The sequence below is a fragment of the Pseudovibrio denitrificans JCM 12308 genome, from assembly GCF_001310815.1.
In the GTDB taxonomy this organism is placed as follows: Bacteria; Pseudomonadota; Alphaproteobacteria; order Rhizobiales; family Stappiaceae; genus Pseudovibrio; species Pseudovibrio denitrificans.
Window position 1 is genome coordinate 342,784 of record NZ_BAZK01000008.1, and the last position, 23,535, is coordinate 366,318.

At 53.2% G+C, this 23,535-nt stretch carries 19 protein-coding genes and 3 pseudogenes; 11 read left to right on the plus strand and 11 right to left on the minus strand.

The annotated features are described in order from the left end of the window. Nucleotides 1–46: 46 nt before the first annotated feature. The 7 genes and pseudogenes from JCM12308_RS13070 to JCM12308_RS13100 form a co-directional block, all read right to left on the minus strand. Nucleotides 47–1,009 (minus strand): HAD family hydrolase, encoded by a 963-nt coding sequence (locus JCM12308_RS13070; RefSeq protein ID WP_208978545.1) that lies wholly within the window; start codon nucleotides 1,007–1,009, stop codon nucleotides 47–49. A 309-nt stretch (nucleotides 1,010–1,318) separates the two neighbouring features. Further along, the gene (locus JCM12308_RS13075; RefSeq protein ID WP_054784019.1) at nucleotides 1,319–2,380 is read right to left on the minus strand and encodes a LacI family DNA-binding transcriptional regulator; all 1,062 of its coding nucleotides are present in this window, start codon (nucleotides 2,378–2,380) and stop codon (nucleotides 1,319–1,321) included. 5 nt (nucleotides 2,381–2,385) lie between these two features. Beyond that, nucleotides 2,386–3,390 (minus strand): ABC transporter ATP-binding protein, encoded by a 1,005-nt coding sequence (locus JCM12308_RS29880; RefSeq protein WP_244271897.1) that lies wholly within the window; start codon nucleotides 3,388–3,390, stop codon nucleotides 2,386–2,388. 35 nt (nucleotides 3,391–3,425) lie between these two features. Next, complete coding sequence (locus JCM12308_RS29885) at nucleotides 3,426–4,487, minus strand: ABC transporter ATP-binding protein (protein WP_054784021.1); 1,062 nt, start codon at nucleotides 4,485–4,487, stop codon at nucleotides 3,426–3,428. Between the two features lie 11 nt (nucleotides 4,488–4,498). Continuing rightward, nucleotides 4,499–5,622: pseudogene (locus JCM12308_RS13090) on the minus strand (ABC transporter permease). Between the two features lie 27 nt (nucleotides 5,623–5,649). Beyond that, nucleotides 5,650–6,627 (minus strand): annotated as a pseudogene (locus tag JCM12308_RS13095) (ABC transporter permease); the annotation flags it as partial. Nucleotides 6,628–6,699: 72 nt separating this feature from the next. After that, nucleotides 6,700–8,655 carry an ABC transporter substrate-binding protein gene (locus JCM12308_RS13100; RefSeq protein ID WP_054784022.1) on the minus strand — a complete coding sequence of 652 codons (1,956 nt, stop codon included), beginning with the start codon at nucleotides 8,653–8,655 and terminating at the stop codon, nucleotides 6,700–6,702. Nucleotides 8,656–9,048: 393 nt separating this feature from the next. Between JCM12308_RS13100 and JCM12308_RS13105 the strand changes: the two genes are divergently transcribed. The 7 genes and pseudogenes from JCM12308_RS13105 (at nucleotide 9,049) to JCM12308_RS13125 (ending at nucleotide 16,893) form a co-directional block, all read left to right on the plus strand. Further along, entirely contained in the window at nucleotides 9,049–10,077 is a 1,029-nt protein-coding gene (locus JCM12308_RS13105) for a LacI family DNA-binding transcriptional regulator (protein ID WP_054784023.1), read from the plus strand. A 10-nt stretch (nucleotides 10,078–10,087) separates the two neighbouring features. Beyond that, nucleotides 10,088–11,530, plus strand: coding sequence for a glycoside hydrolase family 95 protein (locus JCM12308_RS29890; protein WP_208978546.1), 1,443 nt, complete (start codon nucleotides 10,088–10,090; stop codon nucleotides 11,528–11,530). Nucleotides 11,531–11,543: 13 nt separating this feature from the next. Continuing rightward, a pseudogene (locus JCM12308_RS29895) lies at nucleotides 11,544–12,146 on the plus strand (glycosyl hydrolase family 95 catalytic domain-containing protein); the annotation flags it as partial. Nucleotides 12,147–12,159: 13 nt separating this feature from the next. Further along, nucleotides 12,160–12,591 (plus strand): glycoside hydrolase family 95-like protein, encoded by a 432-nt coding sequence (locus JCM12308_RS29900; protein WP_208978548.1) that lies wholly within the window; start codon nucleotides 12,160–12,162, stop codon nucleotides 12,589–12,591. A 326-nt stretch (nucleotides 12,592–12,917) separates the two neighbouring features. Beyond that, complete coding sequence (locus JCM12308_RS13115; RefSeq protein ID WP_054784024.1) at nucleotides 12,918–13,700, plus strand: ThuA domain-containing protein; 783 nt, start codon at nucleotides 12,918–12,920, stop codon at nucleotides 13,698–13,700. After that, nucleotides 13,700–14,770 carry a Gfo/Idh/MocA family protein gene (locus JCM12308_RS13120; protein WP_054784025.1) on the plus strand — a complete coding sequence of 357 codons (1,071 nt, stop codon included), beginning with the start codon at nucleotides 13,700–13,702 and terminating at the stop codon, nucleotides 14,768–14,770. The genes JCM12308_RS13115 and JCM12308_RS13120 overlap by 1 nt, the downstream gene beginning before the upstream one ends. Before the next feature lie 434 nt (nucleotides 14,771–15,204). Then, the gene (locus JCM12308_RS13125) at nucleotides 15,205–16,893 is read left to right on the plus strand and encodes a putative bifunctional diguanylate cyclase/phosphodiesterase (RefSeq protein ID WP_054784026.1); all 1,689 of its coding nucleotides are present in this window, start codon (nucleotides 15,205–15,207) and stop codon (nucleotides 16,891–16,893) included. Here the strand turns inward: JCM12308_RS13125 and JCM12308_RS13130 are convergent. Together JCM12308_RS13130 and JCM12308_RS13135 are read right to left on the minus strand one after the other, a co-directional pair. After that, nucleotides 16,890–17,624, minus strand: coding sequence for an MBL fold metallo-hydrolase (locus JCM12308_RS13130; protein WP_054784027.1), 735 nt, complete (start codon nucleotides 17,622–17,624; stop codon nucleotides 16,890–16,892). The genes JCM12308_RS13125 and JCM12308_RS13130 overlap by 4 nt on opposite strands. Nucleotides 17,625–17,706: 82 nt before the next feature. Further along, entirely contained in the window at nucleotides 17,707–18,597 is an 891-nt protein-coding gene (locus JCM12308_RS13135) for a DMT family transporter (RefSeq protein ID WP_054784028.1), read from the minus strand. Between the two features lie 416 nt (nucleotides 18,598–19,013). On the opposite strand from JCM12308_RS13135, the gene JCM12308_RS13140 reads away from it, so the two are divergent. Both JCM12308_RS13140 and JCM12308_RS13145 read left to right on the plus strand, forming a co-directional pair. Further along, nucleotides 19,014–19,364 carry an ArsR/SmtB family transcription factor gene (locus tag JCM12308_RS13140; protein WP_014290357.1) on the plus strand — a complete coding sequence of 117 codons (351 nt, stop codon included), beginning with the start codon at nucleotides 19,014–19,016 and terminating at the stop codon, nucleotides 19,362–19,364. Then, the gene (locus tag JCM12308_RS13145; RefSeq protein WP_208609151.1) at nucleotides 19,348–19,809 is read left to right on the plus strand and encodes an SRPBCC family protein; all 462 of its coding nucleotides are present in this window, start codon (nucleotides 19,348–19,350) and stop codon (nucleotides 19,807–19,809) included. Before JCM12308_RS13140 ends, JCM12308_RS13145 begins: the two co-directional genes overlap by 17 nt. A 59-nt stretch (nucleotides 19,810–19,868) precedes the next feature. On the opposite strand, the gene JCM12308_RS13150 is transcribed toward JCM12308_RS13145, so the two are convergent. Further along, nucleotides 19,869–20,717, minus strand: coding sequence for an alpha/beta hydrolase (locus JCM12308_RS13150; RefSeq protein WP_208978549.1), 849 nt, complete (start codon nucleotides 20,715–20,717; stop codon nucleotides 19,869–19,871). A 107-nt stretch (nucleotides 20,718–20,824) separates the two neighbouring features. Continuing rightward, nucleotides 20,825–21,601 carry an alpha/beta hydrolase family protein gene (locus JCM12308_RS13155; RefSeq protein ID WP_208609150.1) on the minus strand — a complete coding sequence of 259 codons (777 nt, stop codon included), beginning with the start codon at nucleotides 21,599–21,601 and terminating at the stop codon, nucleotides 20,825–20,827. A gap of 19 nt (nucleotides 21,602–21,620) precedes the next feature. On the opposite strand from JCM12308_RS13155, the gene JCM12308_RS28320 reads away from it, so the two are divergent. Then, a complete protein-coding gene (locus tag JCM12308_RS28320) occupies nucleotides 21,621–21,860 on the plus strand; it encodes a hypothetical protein (protein ID WP_164845296.1) in 240 nt (79 codons plus the stop codon). A gap of 42 nt (nucleotides 21,861–21,902) precedes the next feature. After that, a complete protein-coding gene (locus JCM12308_RS13160; RefSeq protein ID WP_054784031.1) occupies nucleotides 21,903–23,522 on the plus strand; it encodes an alkaline phosphatase family protein in 1,620 nt (539 codons plus the stop codon). Nucleotides 23,523–23,535: the final 13 nt, after the last annotated feature.

The following is a 23,535-nucleotide window of genomic DNA, read 5'->3' on the forward strand; positions in this document are numbered from 1 at the left end:
TTCCGCGGCTTTAGAGTATTTGAAATTACGCTTTCACATCAGCGCCTTATGCCTTGGCATCAATATCTTCAAGCACGTCCAGAAGCTGGTGTGGAAGGCCGATTGTGTAATCCGGCACTTCATCCTGATTGGCAGGCTCTTTTGGATAGCGCGGGGTCCAGTTGATCCAGACAGATTTCATCCCCAACCGGTTTGCGCCAGCCACATCACGCTCAAGGTTATTCCCCACCATGACGCAGCCTGCATAATCCTGTTCTTCGAGTCCCAGAAGCTTCACGGCTTCAAGGAACATGCGCGGATCGGGCTTATGGCAACCCACGGCTTCGGAGATGGAGCGCGCATCGAATTTATGCCAGAAATCCATAGCCTTATGGACGTTCTCAAAGCTCTCGACCAGACCATCAGCCACCAGCGCCACCATGTAGCCGCGCTCCTTGAGCCAGTCCACCAGCTTATCCCCGCCCGGGATCGGCTCTGCGGAGAGCACTAATTCCCCCTCCACGAAAATCTGGGAGCTCTCATCAATCAAAGTATCCCCGCTATCAAGGAACACCGCCTTCACGCCTTTCGCCTCACTGCGCAGCTCTTTCAAAACAGCGCGAACCCGAGATGGAATTGAAGCCTTCAGCTCCTCCCAAGGCATCATCTCAACAGAGCGCAGATCGAAGATCTGATCGAAATGATAGGATGGTTTGAAGGCCTTAGATTCCATATACTTACGCGCAACATGGTGATCATAAGGCTTCAGATCAGCCAGCTCCGCGGCAAACATATCCTGCACCAGAATGGTGCCAGAACCTGCCCGCTCACCACAGCAAATGGTCGTTATCGCAAAGTTGGAGCGCAGCGCTTCAGAACTTGCTGCAAAAGCGTGTTTTCCCGGTTCAGAATAAAGGGTTACACGCCCTTCTTCCATCGGCACCTGACCGTTCCAAGTGCTCAATTCCCCCGCACAGCCATGGGCGCTGCCTTCTACACGCACCACTTCACCCACTTCGGAGAGGTACACCCAGATGTGTTCCAGCTCATAAAGGTGTTGGATATCCCAGTCCCACCAGATGGCGTATTCAATGGCAAGTGCAGCACCGTTTAGTTTTATCTTCTGGGCACTTGAGACGGAAACTCCGTCCTGATCATAGAGCGTATATCCCAGTGCAGACGGAGGAAAGGTTCTTTGTCATCAAACCGGATAACAGGCGCATGCTGCTTCACCAGCTCTGCGATATCTGCTGATGTTGCCTCAGAAAAAGACAGAGGGGCTGCGGAAATATTCAATTGAAACTCCTTGTTCTTCTTGTCTGGGAAGAAGGCTGGCGCTTTATGCAGCGCTTGTAGAAAGAGGAAGGGATCCCTTGCGAGGATGGGAAACGGAACGCCGTTGTTTTAGCTCAACGGGCTTGGTCTCATGCAGGCGCTTGCTAGAAGGATTGCGTATCTTTTCAATGATATAGCGGGCCGCCGATGCTCCCATCTCAGCAATCGGCTGCTGGATGGTGGAGAGCTGCGGCGAGGTGATGCTGCTGATCGGGATGCCATCATACCCAAGGATGGAGACATCCTCCGGCACGCGCAAACCCCGGTCAAAACACGCATGCATCGCACCAATGGCTGCCGTATCCGTTATCGCAAAAAGCGCTGTTATTTCAGGGTTCTGATCCAGCAGTTCGTTGGCTGTCGCATACCCCAGATCATACCGTTTGCGCTCATTGGGTTCCGGCAGATACACCGACTTTTCAATCTGGTATTCGCGGGCAACTTCCAGCAGCCCCCGCATGCGCAGGTTGCCAACACTCTCCCGACGCGGGTCATGGTCTGCCTTGGTGGCAAGCACGCCGATATGTTTATGCCCCAACGCCACTAGGTAGCGCATGCCAATGCGCCCACCTTCAGTGTTGTCGCAAACCACAAAGGATTCGGAGCGCCGACCGGGCAGAATATCGACATAGACCGTCGGAATATCGTTCGCTTGCAAGCGTTTAACATTCTTCAGCGTTTCAGCTGCTGAGTTGGAGGGGCGTACGATTGCCCCTGCCACCTGCATCTCGATCATGGTCTGCGTGTACTTGCGTTCACGCTCCGCTTCTCCCCGTGTGCAACAGGAGAGGACTTTGAAGCCTTCCTCATGCAGGGTCTTTTCGATGGACGCATAGAGCATGGTCGCAAACGGGGATTTCTGGTTTTCCAGAAACAGCGCAACCAGGTTGGAATCCTGCCGGCGCAAGGACGTGGCCAGACGGTTGGGGCGATACCCCAACTCGTCAATCACAGCCTGAATCTTGGCGCGGGTTTCTTCCTTCACCCGCTCGTCCTTATTCAACACCCGGGAAACGGTTGCCGTTGAAACGCCTGCCTTTTCTGCCACATCACGGATACTTGCCATCGGTGCTACCCCGCCATCACTTCCAATTGGTCCGCGGGCGTATTTTGCACCACATCAGGGTGATGGCAAGCAAGCATATGGTCCGTGCTGATCTCACCAAGTGATGGATCAGAATCCTCACAAATGCTTGTGGCATAACGACATCTCGGCGCAAACGGACAGCCCTTCGGCAAGTTTGCCGGGTCTGGCACATTGCCTTCCAATCGGATGCGCGTGTCATCCGCATGGGCATTTGGCACTGGTTCCAGAATCGCACTCATCAACGCTTCGGTATAAGGATGCCGCGGGGCATTAAAGATCGCCTCAGTGTCCGCCAGCTCCACAATCCGACCCGCATACATAACCGCAACACGGTCACTGATATGCGCCACCACGCTCAGGTCATGACTGATGAACAGGTACGTGAGGTTCAGCTCTTCTTGCAGATCTTTCAAGAGGTTAAGGATCTGCGCCTGTACGGAAACATCCAGCGCAGATACCGCTTCATCAGCAATGATCACCTTTGGATACGGCGCCAGAGCGCGGGCGATGCCGATGCGCTGACGCTGGCCACCACTGAAGGCATGAGGATAACGTTTCAGGAATTCTTTTGAGAACCCGATCTTATCCATCACCTCAAGCACGCGCTTTTCAATGTCTTTGGTGCTCTTCAGCTCCTGCCCGACACGCAGCACTTCGGCTATGATGTCGTAGACCGCCATGCGCGGGTTGAGCGAGGAGTTTGGATCCTGAAACACCATACGGATATCCGCCCAGTAAGGCCGCAGCTGGCTATCCGTTTTACCGGTCAGCTCAACCTCTTCCTCCTCAGGGCGGAACATCACCTTGCCATTCGTTGCCTTGTGCAAACCGATAATGGTCTGCCCCAATGTGGACTTGCCACAGCCAGATTCTCCAACAAGACCAAGGGTTTCCCCGCGCCAAATTTTCAGTGACACATCATTAAGCGAGCGCACCGTTCCGGTCTGGCGGTTGAAGAAGCCAGAACGGATCGGGAAGTGCTTGCTCACATTTTGCAGTTCCAGAATAGGCGCTTGCGAGCGGTCTACCGGGTTTGGAGCATGCAGCAGTCATCAACTTGGGAGGTCGACGTATGTAGTGGGACAAGATCCGCCTGCGCCCCAAACCCGTGACAGCGGACGCTTTGAACGCCACTGATCGCAGTAAGCTCCGGTAGTTTCTCGTTACAAAGGCCGGCGACAAAGTGGTCACAACGGTCCTGAAACGGACAGCCTTTGGGTCTGTTCTGAAGGCTTGGGACCACACCCGGAATGGCATTCAAACGCGCGCGTCGTTTCCCGTCCGTATGTGGCAGAGAAGCCAAAAGCCCTTTTGTATAAGGGTGTTGCGGGTTGGTCAGGATCTGTTCAACCGGCCCCTGCTCCACCACGTTACCCAGATACATGATCACCACTTCATCAGCGATATCAGCCACCACGCCCAGATCATGGGTGATGAACAACATGGACATGTTGCGCGTCTTTTGTAACTCGCGCATCAGGTCCAGAATAATCGCCTGCGTGGTCACATCCAGCGCTGTGGTCGGTTCATCGGCTATCAGCAGGCGCGGATTACAGATCAACGCCATCGCAATCATGGCCCGCTGGCGCATCCCGCCGGAAAGCTCAAAGGTGTAGCTGTCAAACCGATCTGCAGCAGATGGAATCCCCACCAGCCGAAGCATCTCAATGGCCTGGAACTTGGCTTCTTCAAAACTCAGGTTTGTATGCCAGCGCAGTACTTCAACGATCTGGTTGCCAATGGTGTAGAGCGGAGACAGCGATGTCATCGGCTCCTGATAGATCATGGAGATCTCGTTGCCCTGAATGGCACGAATATGCTTTGCTTTTGCAGGGCCTTGGGCAAGGTCCATCAGATCTCCATCGGCGCGCTGGTATTCTATCCTGCCGCTTTCAATGGCAGCATGATTGTCCAGAATACGCAGCAGCGCCTTTGCGGTGACGGACTTGCCGCAACCGGATTCCCCCACCAGACACACCGTTTTCCCTTCGGGAATGGAAAAACTGATGTTGTCCAGCGCGGTTACCTTCCCATCATCACCTGAGAAGGAAACGCTGAGATCCGTGACGTTAATCAAGGGTTTCATGGTCTCGTTCCTCACTTGGAATAAGGGTCGGCAGCATCACGCAAGCCGTCACCGAAAAAGTTGAGTGCAAGCACAGCGATCACGACCATCACACCCGGCCAGAACAGCATGGAGCGTTGGCGATGGAGCGGATGTTCTGTGCTTCCTGAAGCAGAACACCCCAGCTGACCACGGGCTGGCGCAGGCCGATGCCAAGGAAAGACAGAGAGGTTTCAGCCACGATCATGCCCGGAATGGCGAGCGTCACTACTGCAATGATATGACTGATGAAACTCGGCACCATATGGCGTACCAGAACGCGCGGCACCGAACATCCGTCCAACCTTGCAGCTTTTACGAAGTCCTCCGATTTGAGGGAAATAAATTTGCCGCGCACCACACGGGCCAGCCCCGTCCAGCCGATGATCGACAGGATAACCGTGATCAGCAGATAGGTTTGCAGAGGCGGCGTATCTGGCGGAATAGCAGCGGCCAGACCAATCCAGAGCGGGATACTTGGCAGGGATTGCAGGAACTCGACAACACGCTGCGTGACCGTATCCACCCAGCCGCCGAAGTAGCCCGAAAGCCCGCCAATCAGCACGCCAAGCACAAGGCTCAGCGCCACACCAACAAGGCCGATGGTCATGGACACACGGGTGCCATGGATCGTGCGGCTCAGCACATCGCGGCCAAGACGGTCTGCCCCTAGAAGGAACATGCGGTCACGCTTCTTGACTGGCGCAAACAGGCGGCGTTCTGCGGGAATAAAGCCAAACAGCTTGTAAGGTTTGCCTTTGACGAAGAAGCCTAGCTTCACAACACGGCGCGGATCTTCCACGAAGGTGCGGCGTCCGGAGTTGTAGTCGATCTTGGACCGATACCCCAGCACATGGGGTTGGAACACAGTGCCTTCTTTTGTCTCCAGAAACCAGTTGATGCTTTGCGGCGGCGCGTAGGTGTTGCGCACGCTGAAGTCATTGGGATCATGGGGTGCAAGAAACTCTACAAAAGCGGCGATCAGGTAGATCAGCAGTGTGATGATACCACCCAGCATGCCCAGCTTGTGTTTGCGGAAACGGCGCCACATCAGGCGCCACTGGCCCTCATAAGCTCTTGAGTTTGCCGGAACTCCGGCCACGTCTACAGCACTCATCACCAGCCCCCCATTGTTGAACTGGCGGCGGATACGCGGATCAAGCCAGGCAAGTAGAATGTCAGAGAACAACGTTCCAAGAACCGTAAGGAAGCTTAGGAACATGATGAGAGCTGCTGCCAGATACATATCTTCCTGACGCAGCGCATCAAACAGCAGTGGGCCGGTGGTCTGCAGACCCAACACGATGGAAACAATGGTAGAGCCAGACACGATCTGCACAAACAGTTCGTTGAGGCTGGAAACAAATGGGTTCAGCGCATGGCGAACCGGGTACTTGGCCAGTACCCAATGTTCCGGCATGCCTTTGGCGCGGGCTGTCACAACATAAGGACGGTGCAGCTCATCCAGCAGGTTGGCGCGGATCGTACGGATCACGCTGGCCGTTCCAGCAGTGCCAAGCACGATCATCGGGATCCAGATATGGCTCATCAAGTCGCCAATACGGGCGAACGACCACGATGCGTTGACATACTCAGGTGAGAACAAGCCCCCCACACTCTGCCCGAAATAGCGGAAAGAAACATACATCAGTACGAGCGCCAGCAGGAAGTTAGGCACCGCAAGGCCGATGAAGCCGAGGAACGTGGCGATGTAATCGCCGAAGGAATATTTGCGAACGGCAGAGAAAATGCCAACTGGAATAGCAACGGTCCAGATGAAAACCATAGAGCAGATGGAGAGCAAGGTGGTCATGCCCAACCGATCCCAGATCAGCTCTTCCACAGGCAGCTCATAGCTGAAAGAGCGCCCTAAATCTCCATGAACAACCATATTCCAGACCCAGTCAAAATACTGAGCCATAACGGATTTATCCAAACCGTATATCTTCCGCAAACCGTCGGCTTCAGCAGCGGTGATGTAGTCACCATCCAACGATGCTTCCAAAACCAATCGGTCGATATAGTCTCCGGGTGGCAGCGTGATCACCAAAAACGCGACGAGCGAAATCGCGAGCAAGGTTGGGATCATCAGCAGGACCCGTTTGACAACAAACATTCCCATTTAAAGCAGATATCCTAGTTGCAAGGCTCTGCCCCTCCTCGCAGGAAGGGGCAGATTGGTTCAGGCGATCGATTACTTCTTGTAAGGATCGATGTAGAAGCTGGAGAAGTTCACCGGAGCAGGGCCCGGATACAGCCAGCCTTCCAACAGTGTGTCCGGCACGTTGCGCAGCTTGTTGCTGATGGAGCGGAAACCGCCGCCCGGTAACGCAATACCCATGGACAGGAAGTTGTCTGCAGAAAGCTGCATGAACTCTTCCATCAGCGCCGTTTGCTCATCACCCACCTTGGTTGGCACCAGATCAGCAATTTCGTACATGCGCTTCACGCCTGCTGGCGGCTCAGTTGGCACAACGCCCTCACGAACGGTCGCGTTGGCATCCTTCTTCAGATCATGCCAGGCATCCCAGCCTTCCCAGTTGCCGTGTTCTTTGAAGTTGGTCAGGCGCTCAAGGTTCACCAGTGGGAACTGGCCGCAGCCGTTCTCACCTACCCAGATGGTGATCTCTTTATCGGCACGACCCAGTGTGGCCATGTGGATCTCATCACTGGCCACGCTCACCACCACATCAAGCCCCAGCTCCTGCCAGTCTTTTGCGATGATCTGCATCATATCCACCCAGTCTGGGCGGAAGCCTTCGTTGACATGAACAATGAACTTGAACGGTTTGCCGTCAGGGCCAACACGTTTGCCATCCGGTCCCATAGGCAGGATCTTGTCCAGATGCTCAGCGGCAAGGTCAGGATCAAACTCGGTGTACTGACGGGCCAGCTGATCGTTGTAGTAAGGAGATTCAGGACGTGGGCTGACCTGATATGGCTCTCCCTGCCCCAGATACACAGCATCGATGATCAGATCCCGATCCATGCCAAGCGACAGACCAATGCGGAAGTCCTTACTCTGGAACACCTGCGCCTTGACCGGATCAGGATGGTTCATGGCGAACATGAACTGCGCGTTGTTGTAGTTACAGCTGTTTGCTGTCACGAGACGGTAGTTGCCGCGCTCTTTGTTGTCGAAGAACACTGCACGGTTTGGAGGCGTGGAGATGTTGCGCGGAGAAATGTCGATCTCACCCTGAACAGTCTTCAGCAACGCAACTTCCGGATCTTTCGCCAGTACCCAGGTGCGTTTGTCGATGTAAGGCAGCTGGTTACAGGAGCTGTCGACCTTCCAGTAGTATGGGTTGCGCTCAAAGGTGAAACGCTCTTTACCCAGAACAGCTTCGGTCGGACGCCATGCGAGCATGGTTGGACGATCAGGGTCATTGTGCTCGGCGTTTTTGCCGTAAGTGCCGATGCGACCCAGCCACCATTTACCGAAGTCAGCTTCACCCGCATCTGCCATCATCTTGGCAACACCATCCGGGTTCAGTTCTTTCATGAAGTCTTTGACGTAGTGCTCAGCAAACTGAACCACGCGCTGGCCGTATGGAGACGCCATATCCAGCAGGAAGACGCCGTTTGGCTGGCTCCAGGAGAAGCGGATGGTTGTGTCATCCAGCGCTTCAACCTTCGCTTCTTCACCATTAACGATGAACATCTTGCGAGGCCCTTTGGGGTTGATCTCGCGGTTGGTTTCAATGTGGTCCCACCAGAACTGGATGTCCTTGGCGGTGAATGGTTTGCCGTCTGACCACTTCAACCCTTCACGCAGTTTGAAGGTGTAGGTGGTTGCATCCTCTGAGATGTCCCAGCTCTCAGCGATGTTTGGCAGAACCTCGGAGCCATCCGGGCTCCAGCGTACCAGCGGGTCATATCCATAACGACGATAATCACCGATACGGGTACCCGCATAAACGTCGGTCATCTCACCGCCGTAAGTACCGATACCCTCAATCCCTTCAACAACGAGTGGATTAACCGGCAGACGATCCGCGACAGCTGGCAGACCGGACATCTGATCAAGAAGTGGTGCCTGATTATATGCTGAACATTGATTGGCAGAAGCTGCAGCTGTGGCTGCCACAAGGGCCAGCGCGCTTACTGCTCCGGCGAAAACCACCTGCCGACTACGTTTCAAACTCATTGCAAAATTCCTCCGCAAGCTTTGTGTAAAGACTACCAGCAATTGGAATCACTGTAATCCTTTTCACTTTTTTGCTTCTACACATGACACTCATATGACGAATCGGCGTCTTATATTGAAGCTTGCCAGCAGGTCTCCTCCCATACCGACATCCTTAGGTGAGCTATATAATTCGCAGAATTGCAACAGTTATGAGTTTCAATTTCACTTGTTACGCCCCGAAAATTAGTATAAACCCATAAATAGCAGCCGTGAAATATCAAAGTGTAACGTTTACATGTTTTTGATCGTATTTTTACATGACTGTTTTATGAAACTCTGATTCATCGAGACCCGCTCCCACACTTCTATGAGTGTTGCATAATAATATATTTTCGCGAGGACTTTTTTGGCATGACCGATATTCGTCGTGTAGCAGAAGTAGCAGGTGTATCCACGGCCACCGTGTCGCGGGTCATCAACAACACTGGCCCTGTAAACGCCAAAACTCGCGAAAAGGTGCAGCAGGCAATTATTGAGCTTGATTATCGCCCGAACAAACTGGCGAGCAGCCTGCGGCAGAAAGAAACCCGCATCGTCGGCATTCTTCAGACCGATCACAGCACGCATTTCAGCTCCATCTTCGCAGATGCTGCCGAAGACACGCTCTTCAATCATGGCTTCACCACGATCATGAGTAACACCTACGGCGAGCGAATGATGGAAGAAGAGCAGATTGAGTTTCTGCTGGATATGCGCGTTGGCGGCATTCTACTACGTCCATTCAAAGACACCTCGCACATCCCTTCCCTCATCCAACGTCTGGAGAAGGCAAATGTGGCCTGCGTGCTAGTGGAGAGCTATCCGGTTGATCCGCTGCAGTTTCATGCCAACCTCAACAATGTGCAGGGCGGGCACATTGCCATTCAGCATCTTCTGGAACAGGGCCATCGTTCCATCGGCATGCTGCTGCCGTTTGAACCGTGGCACACGGAAGGCCCACATGATCTGCGTTTGGCAGCTGTGCAGCACGCAATTGCCAAGTTCCCAGAGCCTGTTGAGCTGCACATCAAGCGGCACAACGCAAAGGATCAGGTCGCCTTTGGCTTTGAAGCAACGCGTTCCTTGCTGGAGGCCTCTCCTGAAATCACTGCAATCTTTGGAACCACAGACCTGCTGGCCGCAGGCGCTCTCCACGCCGCTCAGGAGATGAACCTTTCGGTGCCGACCGATCTTTCGATCATCGGATACGACGACAGCTATGTCGCCTCTTCCATGCACCCTCGCCTGACCACAGTTTCCCAACCCATCACCGCTCTCGGAGAAGCCACCGGAAAACTTCTGCTTTCCATCATAGAAGACCCGGCAATCCCACCTCGCTCCGTTTCCATTTCCAACATTTTAAAGGTTCGGGACAGCACCGGACCTGCCCGAACTTCTTAGGATAGTCATCGTGATTACAGATTTCTTCCCAAACGCCGATCCGGCACACATGCTCTGGTACGACACCCCCGCAGCTCATTGGAATGAAGCCTTACCCCTTGGAAACGGTCGCTTGGGGGCGATGGTCTACGGCAATCCGCTGAGCGCACGCATTCACCTTAATGAAGACACGCTCTACTCAGGCGAACCGACCCGCATCTATCCAGTGCCCGAAATCGCGCATCAGATTGATCACGTGGAGGCTCTGCTAAAAGACGACAAGCTGTTTGAAGCTCAGGAATTTGTGCGGCAAAACTGGACGGGTCGGCAAGGGCAGGCCTATCAGCCGGTTGGCAACCTGTTCATCACCATGGCCGATGACAGTCCCGTTTCGAACTACCGCCGGGCGCTGGACATCCGCTACTCCCTGCATCATGAGAGCTATGAGCAGAACGGCGCGACGTTCGAGCGCACCAGTTTTGCAAGTTTCCCGGACAACGTCATTGTTGTGCGACTGACAGCAGACAAACCCGGCACCCTTTCCTTCAGCCTGCGCTACGACAGCCCACACCCAACCTGCCGCACCACGCACGAAGCGGAGAATTCCCGCCTGCACCTTCGCGGGCAGGCTCCGGCCTTCACCAGCAGCCGTGTGATTGAACGTATCGAACATGATCTGGAACAACACAGAAATCCGGAGATCTTTGGCGCTGACGGCAAACTCCGCCCCTTTGCCGAAAACGAGCAGGACGGACATCGCGGAGGTATCGTCTACAGCGAGGATGGCCTCGGCGAAGGCACTTACTTTGAAGCAGGCCTTTCGGTTGAACTGGAAGGCGGACGCATTCGCCCGGAACGGGGCGAGCTGCACATTGAAGGCGCGACAGCAGTTACCCTCCGTATCGCAATGGCGACCAGCTTCAACGGGCCAGACAAGAGCCCAAGCCGGGAAGGAAAAGATCCGGCGCCGATCGTGAAAAGCGCTTTGGATACAGCAAGCTCTGTTTCCTACGAGGATATGCTGCAAAAACACAGTGAAGACGTGTTAAGACTGTTTGACCGCGTCTCGCTCAAACTGGGCAATGATGCCATCCCTGATCTGCCAACCAGTACGCGATTGGAACAGTTTCAGGAAAAAGGCGATCCTGCCCTCGCTGCGTTACAGTTCCAGTATGGCCGTTACCTGTTGATTGCCTCCTCTCGTGCAGGCAGCCAGCCGCCCAACCTGCAGGGCATCTGGAACAATCTGCGCCGCCCGCAGTGGTCCTCCAATTACACCATGAACATCAATCTGGAGATGAACTACTGGCCTGCGGAAATCACCGGTCTTTCAGACCTGCATGAACCCCTTTTCATGCTGATCGAGGAACTTGCTGTATCCGGCGCTCGAACAGCCAAGAAGATGTTCAACGCACCCGCTGGTGCGCCTTCCACAACACGACCATCTGGCGCGATAGCTCCCCTCTCCATGTGACCCTGCCTCTGCCTTCTGGCCAATGGCGGCAGGATGGCTGCTCTCTCATATGTGGGAGCACTTCCTTTATACGGGCGACAAGGAGTTCCTGAAGAACCGCGCGTATCCGCTGATGAAGTCCGCTGCAGAGTTTTACGAATGGTGGCTTTGTGAGAACAAGGATGGCTATCTGGTGCCAAAGGTCAGCACCAGCCCGGAAAACCGATATCTGGATGAAGACGGCCATGTCATCACGGTCGATCAAGGCAGCACCATGGACTGCGCCATCATCCGTGAGACCTTCGCCAACACAGCAGCCGCCGCGAAACTGCTGGGACTTGATGCTGAACTGGCAAATGCATTGGAAGCGAAGGCTGCACGGTTATTGCCTTATCAGATCGGAGCGCAAGGTCAGGTGCAGGAATGGTCTCAGGACTTCAAGGAGTTCATGCCGACTCACCGCCACCTCTCCCATCTTTACGGCCTGTTCCCGTGCGATCAGATCGGCAAAGACACGCCAGATCTGCTGAAGGCGTCCGTTCGCTCTCTGGAGATCCGCGGCGATTTGGCGACGGGCTGGAGCATGGGCTGGAAGATCTGCCTTTGGGCACGTGTGGTGATGGCGACCATGCTATAAGATCATCCATAACATGTTCAACCGGGTGGAAAATGAAGCGCCAAAGAGTGAAGATGGCGGCCTTTATGGCAACCTCATGATCGCCCATCCTCCGTTCCAGATTGACGGCAACTTCGGTTACACACGCGGTGTTGCCGAAATGCTGATGAACACCACACACAACGGCATCGAACTTCTGCCCGCCTTGCCAAGCGTTTGGCCTGAGGGTGAAGTGCGGGGTCTGCGGACGAGAGGTGGGTTTGAAGTTGACCTGAACTGGCAGCACGGCAAACCAACTCAGGCCAAGATTGTCAGCCATCATGGCGGCGAGCTTAAGGTGCTTTGCAAACTGCCGTTTGCTGGGTCTAGCTTCGATGCAACCCTGCAACTTAATGTGGCAACGCAAAATACTGTCGCGGGGGAAACGTTGACGCTTACCTTTGATGAAGCTTTGGTGAACTCCTAGTCCGTAAAACCTTCTAGAAAATGAGGTGACTAGCTATGGAATCCCCGTAAAACTTGAGGTTACTTAGAGGGGTTCCATAGTGCGCAGTAAATCGGTTGCACTGCAACAAATGTTTCGGTGAATTTCTTGATATTTCATTGGCATTTCATACCAAGGTTGAAGCAGAGTTGAAGTCAACCGCGTTCTGCGGTCCCAAGACGCGATAGCATCGCACCTACACAAATGAACAATTCCGCAGTCTTTCTCGCAATGAGGAAGGCCCTTTTCCATATGGCCGTTTTGTCTGGTCCTCAGGCAAGACACTCCACATTTATCGGAATACGCCAATGATTAAGACCATTGTCTGGGGCGAAAACGTCCACGAGCAAAAGAACAAAATTGTTGCAGACATCTATCCGGATGGCATGCACAATCACATCGCTGCTGCTTTGAACAATGATCCAGAAATTTCTGCCACAACCGCCGTTCTTCAGGACCCGGAACACGGCCTGACCGAAGAGCGCCTTGCAGACACAGATGTATTGATCTGGTGGGGCCATGCGGCACACGGCGATGTGTCTGACGAGATTGTTGAGCGTGTGTGCGAGCGCGTCTGGTCCGGCATGGGCATGATCTTCCTGCACTCCGCGCACTTTGCAAAACCATTCAAACGCCTGATGGGCGCACCTTGTAACCTGACATGGCGTGAAGCTGGCGAGCGTGAGCGTCTTTGGGTGACATCCCGCAACCACCCGATCACTACAGGCATTCCGGACAGCTTTGAGCTGGAAAACGAAGAAATGTACGGCGAGCCATTTGGTGTGCCGGAGCCGCTTGAAACTGTCTTCATCAGCTGGTTCCAGGGCGGCGAAGTGTTCCGCTCCGGCCTGACCTACAAGCGCGGTGCGGGTAACATCTTCTACTTCCGCCCGGGTCACGAGACCTATCCAACCTATCACAATGAAACCGTTCAGCGCGTTATCGCCAATGGCGTGAAGTGGGCCTACAACCCGCAGCCACGCGTGGCAGACCCAAATGCAGCTCCAAACGTTCCGGTCGATCAGGCTCCTGAAAAGATCGAAGAACGCGGCCCACGTCTGCATAAAGCTGGCGAGGAAGGTTACCGGTAATGCGTCTGGTCATTGTAGGAACTGGCGGCATGGCAAACAGCCATGCCAAGAAGTTCGGCGAAATTGAAGGCGTAGACATCGTCGGCGGTGTCGACCGCAACGAAGAGCGTCTGACTGCGTTTTGCGATGAACATAACATCGAGAAGCGCTTCACCTCATTGGAAGATGCTCTTGCATGGGGTGAGTTTGATGCGGTGGCAAACGTGACACCGGATGCCGTGCACCACCCAACCACTATGCCGCTTCTGGCTGCTGGCAAGCACGTCTTCTGCGAAAAGCCGTTGGCAAGCAACTTCGCTGATGCAGATGAGATGGCAACTGCGGCAGATCAGGCTGGTTTGATCAACATGGTCAACCTATCCTATCGCGACGTGTCCGCGCTTCAAAAAGCTCATGACCTGATTGCTGCTGGCGAGATTGGTGAGATCCGTCACTTCGAGGCTTCTTACCTGCAAAGCTGGTTGACCCAGCCTGCGTGGGGCCATTGGGACAAAGAAGAAAAGTGGCTCTGGCGCCTGTCTGAATCCCACGGTTCACTTGGCGTTTTGGGGGATGTGGGCATTCACATCCTCGACTTTGCTGGCTTTGCCATCGGTGCACCGTATCAGTCTGTCTCTTGTCATCTGAAGACCTTCGACAAAGCACCGGGCAATCAGATTGGCGAGTACAAGCTGGATGCCAATGACAGCTTCACCATGATGGCTGAAACAGCATCGGGTGCTGTTGGTGTCGTTCACGCCAGCCGCTTTGCCTCTGGCCACATGAACGATCTGCACCTTCAGATTCATGGCACAAAGGGCGGCATCAAAGTCACCAACACGGGTGACTTGGGTGAGCTGTTCGTTTGTTCTGGCCCTAATCTGGAAAAGGCAGAGTGGGAGCAGGTTGAACTGAGCCCGACGCCAAACAACTACCGCAAGTTTGCAGAAGCGGTGAAATCCGGCGTCAACGGACACCCGACATTCCGCCATGCAGCGAATCTTCAGCAGGTGCTGGACCTTGCGGTTGAGAGCAGCAAGGCTGGCGGACGCAAGGATATACCGTTATCCACGCAACTGCAGGATGCATAAGAAACCAAGGGGGAGCCTCGGCTCCCCTTTTTTTATGTGCAACCTACTCTTGTATTGTCCGGACAATTCATGGACAAAAAACAGAATTTACCCTCTATTTATAAATGTAATGGTCAATATTCTTTTCCAGCTGATCAAATAAAGCCCGTTCTTATGTTGAACCCTTGTTCTATTTTCTAAAAAACGACCGCCTACACTTAATCACCAACCTAGCCAGACCATTTAGTACTAATATTTCAAAATTATCTAAAATATAAACACATAATAATACTTGAATATACTGGGGTGTTTAGACTTCATTATTCCTAAATGAAATATTAAAGACAATTAAAACTAAATCTTTCCCTTAATTATCTGCGATGAACCATTGCGCTTATCTTTCACTTTAATTATTCAGTGCATGCAATTTAGTTTAAAGTCTTGCCGAGGATATTGTGCTCGTACCTCCTGAGCTTCTGTCAGTTGCAGTAGAACAGTGTGCTGAAACCATCATGGTTGCAGATCATGAAGGTACAATTGTCTATGTAAACTCTCAGTTTGAGAAGACCACAGGGTACTCCGCAGACTACGCCGTTGGCCGCAATCTGGATTTTCTCCGCTCCGGCAAAACCCCTCCTGAAACCTTTGAAGATCTCTGGTCCACTTTGGGCAAAGGAGAACCATGGGAAGGCGAGTTCATCAACCGTCGGCAGGATGGAACAGAGTACGTTGAGCACTCCAAAATCTCCCCGATTGAATGGGAAAGTGGCAGCGCCAACAAGAACTACTATCTGGCCATCAAAAAAGACATCACCGAGAAGAAGCAAAGCGAAGTCGAGCTCTCCAAACTTGCCTATACTGATGCGCTGACTGGGTTGCCGAACCGCGCGCACTTTCTGCAAGAGCTGGATAAGGCCGTTGAGGATACCAAACGCGGTGAGAGCCAATGTGCCGTTATCTATATGGATCTGGACCGCTTCAAGGAAATCAACGACACCCTGGGCCACGATGCCGGTGATGAGTTTCTGGTTGAAGCTGCAAAGCGCTTTGAAGGTGTTCTGAACGAGAACGGCCTGCTCTCCCGCCTGGGCGGCGACGAGTTTGTGATCCTGCTGCGCGAGACGTCCAACGCAGAAGCGGAGATGACCGTTCATCGGCTACAAACAGCGATGGTAGCCCCGATTGATCTTGGCGAGCAGTCACCGATCCTTTCAGCCAGCATTGGCGTAGCCGTAAGCCAGTTAGCCAGCGCGTCCAGCAGCACCATGCTGAAGCAAGCTGATATCGCCATGTACCATTCCAAGTATAACAATCTCGGCTTCAGCTTCTACACCTGCCAGATGGAAGAAGCCGTTGTCCGTAAGGTGCTGATTTCAGAAAAGCTCACAACGGCAATCGACGAAGGTAATCTGCGTCTAAATTATCAGCCAATTGTTGAGCTAAAGAACGACGAGCTTTCCGGCGTGGAAGCCTTGATGCGTTGGGAAGACCCGGACCTTGGTCCGATCTCACCATCTGAGTTCATCCCGATCGCTGAATGTCAGAATATGATCGATGATATCTCGGACTGGCTTTTCCGCGAAACCGCCTGTCAGTATCGCAAGTGGATTTCAGAAGGCTTTGAGTTCACCGGACGTATTGCCATCAATATCTCAGAGCGTGAACTGGCAAAGCCAAACCGTGTGACAGAAATCCTCGCGCTTCTGGAAAGCTTGGGCGTTCCGCCGGAGACCTATGAAATCGAGCTGAGCGAGTCTGCTTTCGTCAACGATACCGGCCATACGCAGGAAAATCTGGATGCCTTGGCCAACGCGGGCATGATTATCGCCATTGATGACTTTGGCACCGGCCATTCCGCCCTCTGGCAGCTGCGCACGCAGAAACTGGACAAACTCAAGATCGATCACAGCTTCGTTCAGCGCATGGAATCAGATCAGGCCACCCGTGATATCGTCGAGGCGATCACGGCGATGGCGAGCCTGCTGGACCTGAAAGTTATTGCAGAAGGCGTCGAGAACCTGACCCAAGTCGACATTTTAAGAGACATCAAATGCTGCTATGCGCAGGGCTATCACTTCGCCAAGCCGCTCACAGCAGATATCTTCGCTTCTGATTGGCTGGAGAAAGCTCAGGCGGTCGCCTAAGCCTTCACTCCGGTGAGTTCGAACTCGCGGCCGTCTTCTCCCAGAGAAAATTCAGGATACTCTTTGATCGCTTCAGCCACCGCTGGTCTGGAGGCATCATCGATGTGATAGAGCACCCAACGGCTTCCCGCTTTGCGCTGCAAGCCTTTTACATCCGCCCATGATCCATGCCCATTGGCAGCAGTCATGTACTCGCATTCGATAAAGGCCAGATCTGCCTGCGCCGCCAGTTCTTCACCTTTTGGAGAAAGCAGGCCATCTCCTGAATAGAACAGAACCTCACTGTCGCTCTTCAGCTGCAGGCTGCGGTTTGGTACAGAGTGGTTGCTTGGCGTCGTTTCTGCGCGCCATGGACCAAATTCAGTCAGCTCTTCCGAGTCTTGCCAATAAAGATCAAAGCCCAGATCTTTTTCCGGCCAATAAGCAAACTCCATCAAACGATAAAGCGCCTGATGCTGGGATGCCTGACGACAGATGGTCAGCGGTTTGGATCGCTTGAAGGACTTCATGTAGTTCAACAGCGTTGTCAGACCAAGGCAATGGTCCGGATGACAATGTGAGATGTAGATGCAGCTGATATCGTCAGCTTTCATCCCATAGGCAAACAAAGCCTGAGGCACGGTTGGGCCGCAATCGATAAGCAGTTTGAAATCACCCTCTGAGATCAGCAGAGATGAATTCGTTTTTTGCGCATCATACGCGTCGCCACAACCCAGCATTTTTACATGCATAATGTTCCCCCTCACAGTGATCCCCAGTTTTAGAGCAGAGAGATTTAACAAGCAAAACATTATGTAGTTGTAAGCGCATAATCTATGCGGCTGTTCCCAAAACTTTTTCCCGATGCCACATGTAGATGGCCGACCCAAAAATGATGGCTGCACCAGCCAGTGTCAGAGTATCCGGAAACTCACCGAAGAACATAAGGCCAATCAACATGGCCCAGATGAGACTGCTGTAGCTGAACGGCGCAATGGTGGACGCTTCCCCAAACGAGAAAGCCTTCACAATGGCATAGTGGCCCAGACCAGACACGGCACCAATCAAAGCCAGCAGCGCCCAGCCTTCCATGTCCGGTGCTTGCCAGAAGTACGGCGTGAACAGTGTAGTAACCACCGCTCCCAGCAGGGCCGTATGGAACAGCACGGTTGATGGCGCATCAAACTTGCTCGCGTATCGCGCAACGATGTGTCCGGCGGAGTAAACAACAATGGTCGCCACTGCGATCAGCGCGCCCAGATCAAGCACATCAGCGCCCGGCTTCACAATCAAAAGCGCGCCAACAAACGCAACCAGAATGGATGTCCAGCGACGAAGGCCAACCTTTTCGCCCAGAATCGGCACAGACATGGCCGTCACCATCATGGGAGAAAGCAAAGCGATCGCGTGCAGCGTCGCAACCGGGATCAACTGGGCCGCAGCAACAGACCCGATGGTCATCACCAAAACAAGAACCGCGCGCAGATAAACAACGGAACCATTGTTCGGCACCATCATGGTCTTCACCCGCGGCGCCATAAAGATCAGCATGAACAGCAGATGGAAGAACATCCGCCCCCAAACCACTTGCAGAACCGGATAGGACAAAGACAGGTATTTGCCCACACTATCGACAATGACGAACATAAACATGGCTGCCACCATCCAGAGGATGCCATACTTAACGTTGCCCTGAGCCGGGGCATGGGAAACCATCTCACTCATAACAAGCCTGCAATATCCGGGTTCATGCCGTTCGTCTCGCGGGATTGAAATCCGCGAGTGACACACCGTTCGGTTTTGAGGAAAGGCACTGAAGCTTGTGTTTCAGCGCCAAAGATTACTTGCCACCTAACTCAGTTTTTTACGTTTTTCTATTCGTTTCTATGGCGTGAGGTAGAATTAATTTTCGTCTTTGGCATCTCAATTATTTTCAACGGATTTGTTGCTGTTTATTGCCAAGATGCCGCGCAGATATATTTGAAAATTACTCAGCCTGTGAGCAACTTTTTCCTCCGGTGACGCGACAGGACCATGCATTCCATAAGGGAAGGACAAGCCAACTTGAGATGAGTCTGCAGGACTGCTTGACCGGTTGTGATTCTTCATTTAACTTTTTTATTAATTAATGAGATGGTGAAATGAATACACAAACCAACTTGCCGGAAGTTTTTGGAGCCTTAGCAGACCCGACACGGTTTGCCATCGTTGAGCGACTTTTGAAGGAAGGTGACTTGCCCGTCGGGCAACTCGCCGAGCCATTTAAAATGTCAGCTCCTGCCATCTCCCGGCATATCAAACTGCTTGAAAACGCTGGCCTCATCGAACGACGCATTGAAAAGCAATGGAGGGTTTGTGCATTGAAGAAAGACCGATTTGCAGACCTGCATCAATGGATCGAGCGCTACCGCACTTTCTGGAACACCAGTTTTGACCGACTGGAAGCACTGCTCGACAAACAGCAAGGGGAAGATGATGACAGCAGCCGATAGCATGACACAGGAAGAAACCACTCTGCGGATCACCCGCGACTTCAAAGCCTCACCTGAAAAGGTCTATGATGCCTGGACCAATCCTGAAATGCTCGTTCAGTGGTGGGGACCAGAAGGCATGACCACCCCAGAATGTGAAATGGATGTGAGCGCAGGCGGCCATTGGAAAACTACCATGACTTCGACCAAGGAAGGCGGCGCTTACACGGTCTCCGGCATCTACAAAGTTCTGGAACGCCCAAACCGCCTCTGTTTCTCGTGGGGCTGGATCAACGATGGTGTTCGCGGTCATGAAACCGACGTGGACCTCACCTTTGAAGCTATTGAGGGCGGAACACGCATGACCATGGTGCAAAAGGTCTTCGCCGATCCAGAGCAGACTAAAAACCACGATCAAGGCTGGAGCAGCAGTTTCAACGACCTGCAACGCTTCGTCGAAGCCTAAACTCCATCCCCCGGCAGCTCCCGGCCTGCGAACTTGCTTCGCGGGTTGGGCACCTCTCCCTAAAAACTACTCACCAGCCAGTTCAACAGTGCTGGCATCAACTGATGATCAAACTCATCGGGCCCTTCCAGAACTCCGAAGACATGGTCTGTTTCGAGCACTGTCAGTTGCTTCGCCCCAAGATGTCGGCGAAGCCAGATTTCGCTGGAGGTTGGTTGAGGGAAGATGACCCGGTCATGCCGCGCAGCAACCACCAGCATGGGACTGACAAACCCTGACCGTTCCAAAACCGGAGGAACTTCAGGCAAATCCTGAAAGAAACGGGCTTTGATCTGAACTTTGGTGCCCCAGGGAAATTCTGCGGAAACCAAATGATCCGGGTCTACAAGCGCGGCACATGTGCGGACCTTCTCTCCAACCAGATGGCGAAAAGTCTTTCGTGGGTGGACAGTTGGTGCCAGCAAGGCAATGCCATCAAGATCAGGCCGCTTAATCGCAGCACATCCAGCGATATATCCGCCCTGACTCCAGCCAACCAGAATGAGTTTGGAGAACGATAGGTTTCTTTGAGATCTGACCCAATCAACAACGGCGATCGCATCCTCAGTCTGGCTTTCAAAAGTGTTGTCTTCCCAAGCGCCGTCGCTGTCTCCTGACCCGCGAAAATCTATCCGTAAAGTGGCATAGCCAACCTCCGCAAGAACGCGGGCCATGCGAGAGAAGAGGCCTTCACTGGTCCCGGCAATCTCCAGCTCGTCGCGGCTTCCGTGAAAGCCGTGAAGGAGGATCAGAAGGGGCGCGCCAACACTGGTAGAGCCTGCAAGTGTTCCGATAATCTTCTGGTCACCAACCGGAATGGCAACCACCTGCTCTTTTTGCTTTACATCCAGCACCTTGCTTGCCCTCAACTCCCCCTACGTGAAGCTGTAAAGCTAAGTCGAAAGCTGGCACAAAAATACTGAAAGTTCTTCAGGAGCAGCCACCCTCAATCGACTGACTGCTCCAACAGCAACTGTTAAAGCTGCTCCTCAAACCATTCAAGAATGGCAGGTACAACCTGCTCATCAATCATCTTTGGTCCTTCAAACGCACTCCAGACATGATCCGTATCGAGCACCAGCAGTTTTTCTTCGCCACTGTGGTACCTCATCCAAGCCTCACCAATGGCAGGCTGCGGTGTGATCAGGGCATCTTTCTGAGCCATGATCACCATCAGCGGCCCATCATACTGCACAGCTGCTGCAAGCGGGCTTGTTATCGGCAGCTCCTGATAGAAGCGAGCCTTCAGCGTTGTCTCCACGCCCCAAGGCAGACTAGCCGTGATTGGTGTTTCCGGATCAGAGGACATGGCCTTCTCGACGAGCTCTTTGCCGAAGAGGCCAGTGAAGGTTATGAGGGGATTAGTCGCGGGAGCCATCAACACAACACTGTCGACATCTGATCTCGCAGCTGCTGCATGACTTGCGACCAAACCACCCTGGCTCCAACCGATCAACGCAAGTTTACCCCCTTTAAACGCATCTTGCGCACGAATCCACGCAATCGCGGTTACGGCATCTTTAATCTGGCTGGAGAAGGTCGTGTCCTCCCATTTGCCGTCACTTTCGCCAGATCCACGGAAGTCGATCCGCAAAGATGAAACGCCCTGCTCAGCCAAAAGGCGGGCCATGCGAGAGAACACGCCCTCATCCGTTTCATTCACCGGCAGCTCATCCCGCGTTCCCGTAAAACCATGTAATAGTATGGCGATAGGCGCGTTTTCTTGTGAGGCTGTTTCAAGCGTGGCAACCATGTTTTGATCGCCAACTGGTATGGAAACAATCCTCTCTTCAGCAGTGGCGCTTTGGACCAAAGAAAAGCCCAAAAGGCTGACCGCACCAAAGCTCAACCCAATTAATTTCTTCGATAAATGCATCTCAACAATTTCCCCCAAAACTCTAATTTTAAAAACACGCAATAGTATAATCAGCCAGATTTGCTCATCAATGATTGAAAAAGCCAGAGCCTATGAGGTCAAGTTAAACACTGCCCTCCCCTTGCTAATCCTGTGACAAATAAGGGAATATACCCATCAATCTGGGGAGGTGTATGAGATGGCAAATGGGCGCAATGTGCTTTGGATCATGTGTGATCAGCTACGGTTTGATTACCTGAGCTGTTATGGCCATCCGCATTTGCACACCCCAAACATTGATAGGCTGGCGGAACGCGGCGTTCGGTTTAACCGTGCTTATGTACAATCCCCCATTTGCGGCCCATCTCGCATGAGCTTCTATACAGGCCGATATGTACGCTCCCACGGCAGCACCTGGAACGGCATTCCGCTTAGGGTGGGAGAGCCAACACTTGGCGATCATCTGCAAGAGATTGGTGTACGCAACGTGCTGGTCGGCAAAACGCATATGCGTGCTGACACCGAAGGCATGGCCCGCCTGGGCATCTCACCTGAGAGCTTCATCGGCGCCCGCGTTGCAGAATGCGGGTTTGAGGTGTTCGAACGCGATGATGGCCTCCATCCGGATGGCCCTTACTCACCTAACCCAGAATATGACAGCTATCTCAAAGCCAAAGGCTATGACGGGCCTAACCAGTGGGAGCGATGGTCAAACTCGGCGGAGGGAGAGGACGGAGAAATCCTCTCTGGCTGGTTGCTTGGTCATTCCGATAAGCCAGCTCGCGTACAAGCTGAACACGCCGAAACTCCCTATATGATCCAGCGGTTTAAAGACTTTGTCGCTGTTGCTGGAGACCAGCCGTGGTGCGTGCACCTTTCCCTGATCAAACCGCACTGGCCCTACATTGTGCCCGCGCCTTATCATGACATGTACAGCGCTGAAGATGTGTTGCCTGTTGTCCGTTCCGAAGAGGAGAGGCAAGATCCGCATCCCGTGTTCAAGGCATTCATGGGAGAGCGTGTTTCGAAAGCCTTTTCCAATGATGAGACCCGCGCCAAGGTCATCCCTGCTTATATGGGGCTGATCAAACAGATCGATGATGAAATCGGTAAGCTCATGGAATTTCTCGATGAAAAGGGCCTGACCGACAACACCATGATTGTGTTCACTTCCGATCATGGTGACTATCTGGGTGACCACTGGATGGGTGAGAAAGAGCTCTTCCACGAACCTTCCGTCAAAATCCCACTGATCGTGGTTGACCCACGCCCGGAAGCAGACAGCACACGGGGAACCGTTAGTGAAGATCTGGTGGAAGCCATTGATCTTGCTCCAACCTTCGTGGAGTTCTGCGGGGGTAAACCCAAGCCGAACGTTCTGGAAGGCCGCTCTCTGCTACCACTGCTGGAAAGCACAGAACCGATCGCGTGGCGTGAGTTCACAATCAGCGAGTACGACTATTCCATGCGGAATGCGCGAATGGATCTTGGACTACCGGTTTCTGATTGCCGCTTGGCTATGATTATGGATAAGCGCTGGAAGTTCATTCATGCGGAAGGTTTCCGTCCAATGCTCTTTGATTTGCAGGAGGACCCACAGGAACTTCAAGACCTTGGCGCAAACCCTGCTTACGCAGCTGAGCGGGAACGGATGAGCGAAGCTTTGTTTGCGTGGTACCGGAAGCACCATACCCGTATCACGATGACAGACGACCAGATCGCAGCAAGCGCAGGCAAAGAACTGCAAGCAGGTATCCTCATCGGCTACACTGATGAGGAAGAGCTGGAAGAGGCCAAGCAAGAGCAAGGCCTCCTTTGAGGAGCAACGAGAG